Consider the following 2,466-nt stretch of genomic DNA (forward strand, 5'->3'; position numbering starts at 1 on the left):
CATCGGCGTCGACCGTGGGGCGGGCGCCTACGTCCTCACCGCGGCGGGGGCGGACGTCGTCGTCACGGACCTCCGGGAGCTCGCGTGAGCAACGGGCGCCTCCTCCCCGACCCGCTCGACCGGAGCCGGTTCCCCGTGGATCCGTGGCGACTCCTCGAGTGTGATCCCGAGCGCAGCGACCTCGGCGTGACCGAGACCCTCTTCACGGTGGCCAACGGCTACATCGGGATGCGGGGGAACCCAGAGGAGGGGCGACACGCCTTCGAGCACGGCACCTACGTCAACGGGTTCCACGAGACCTGGCCGATCCGGCACGCCGAGGCGGCCTACGGTTTCGCGCAGACCGGGCAGACCGTCGTCAACGCGCCGGACGCCAAGCTCATCAAGCTGTACGTCGACGACGAGCCCCTCGTCATCGGCACCGCCGACCTGGAGTTCTACGAGCGCAGCCTCGACTTCCGTGACGGTGTGCTCCGGCGCTCGGTGATCTGGCGCACCCCCTCCGCCAAGCTCGTGCGGGTCGACACCACCCGGATGGCGTCGATGACACAGCGGCACCTCGTCGTGCTGACCCTCGAGGTGACGATGCTCTCGGGTGACGCCCCGGTGGTCGTCTCGTCACAGCTGCTCAACCGGCAGGACAGTGAGGACGAGTACCACGTGCAGACGGAGACCAAGGGTGTGCACGCGGACCCGCGCAAGGCCGGGGCCTTCGAGGCCCGGGTGCTCCAGCCGCGGATCCACATGGCCAAGGACGACCGGATGATGCTGGGCTACCAGTGCGCGAACTCCAAGATGACGCTCGTCGTCGCCGCCGACCACGTGCTGCGCACCCCTGACCCCTACGAGGTCGTCGTCGGCGCCGACCCCGACCTCACGAAGATGGTGTTCCGGGTTGACGCGCGCGCCGGCAGCACCCTGCGCATCGAGAAGACCGTGGCGTACCACACCTCGCGCGGCCTGCCCGTCCGCGAGCTCTCGGACCGGTGCCGGCGCACCCTCGACCGGGCCGCCCGGTACGACATCGACCACTGGCTCGCCGAGCAGCGCGCCTGGTACGACGAGTTCTGGGCGGCGAGCGACGTGGAGTTCGTCGCCAAGGATCCCGCGCAGGACGCGACCCAACAGGCCATCCGCTTCAACCTCTTCACGCTGGCCCAGGCCAGCGGGCGTGCCGACGGCCACGGTGTGGCCGCGAAGGGGGTGAGCGGCTCGGGGTACGAGGGTCACTACTTCTGGGACACCGAGGTCTACGTCACGCCGTTCCTCACGTACACCCGGCCCGATCTCGCCCGGAACCTCATGCACTTCCGCAGCCGGATGCTGCCCGCCGCCCGGGAACGCGCCCGGGAGCTCAGCCAGCGCGGGGCGCTCTTCCCGTGGCGCACGATCAACGGCGAGGAGGCCTCCGCCTACTACGCAGCCGGCACCGCCCAGGTGCACATCGACGCGGACGTCGTGCACGCGCTCGTCCAGTACGTCAACGCCACGGGTGACGTCGGCTTCCTCGTGCGCGACGGGCTCCCCATCCTCGTCGAGACGGCCCGGCTCTACGCCGACCTCGGGTTCTGGCGGCACAACGGCGAGTGGTCGTTCCACATCCACGGGGTCACCGGGCCCGACGAGTACACCACCGTGGTCAACAACAACCTCTTCACCAACGTCATGGCGCGGTACAACCTCGAGCAGGCCGTCGCCTGGGTGGAGTGGACGCGCCGTCAGGAGCCCGAGCAGTTCGCCCGCATCGCCCAGCGGCTGCGCCTCTCGGACGGCGAGCTGAGGGAGTGGGCCGCGTGCGCCGCCGGCATGCACATCCCCTTCGACGAGGGCCTGGGGATCCATCCGCAGGACGACTTCTTCCTCGACCGGGAGGTGTGGGACCTCAGCCGGACGCCGGATGAGCTCAAGCCCCTCCTGCTCCACTACCACCCGCTCGTCATCTACCGCTTCCAGGTGCTCAAGCAGGCGGATGTCGTGCTCGCCCTCTTCCTCCAGGGCCACCGCTTCACCGGCGAGGACAAGCGCAAGGACTTCGAGTACTACGACCCGATCACCACCGGTGACTCGACGCTGTCGGCGGTCGTGCAGTCGGTCATCGCAGCGGAGGTCGGTTACCACGAGGTGGCCTTCGACTACTTCGTCGACGCCCTGTTCGTCGACCTGGTCGACCGCCACGGCAACACGGTCGACGGCCTGCACGTGGCCTCCTCCGGAGGCGTGTGGTGCGTCCTCGTCAACGGGTTCGGGGGCATGCGCGACCACGCCGGCCGGCTGTCGTTCGACCCTCGGCTTCCCGACGGTTGGGAGTCGCTCACCTTCCGGGTCACCTGGCGCGGCACGAGGGTGCGCGCGACGTTGACGCCGACGGACCTCACCCTGGAGACGGAGGCCGGCGACCTCCCCGTGCCCGTCGACGTCCGCGGGACGACGTATACCGTCGACGAGCGCGAGCCGGTCGTCATCCCG

At 69.7% G+C, this 2,466-nt stretch carries 1 protein-coding gene; it reads left to right on the top strand.

Annotated features, from left to right (window positions below; genetic code table 11):
• Positions 1-84: 84 nt before the first annotated feature.
• Positions 85-2,466: glycoside hydrolase family 65 protein (locus tag VJN29_RS15655; RefSeq protein WP_324144563.1), on the top strand; the 2,382-nt coding region annotated here is incomplete at its 3' end.

Source organism: Intrasporangium sp. (assembly GCF_035280925.1).
GTDB lineage: Bacteria > Actinomycetota > Actinomycetes > Actinomycetales > Dermatophilaceae > Intrasporangium.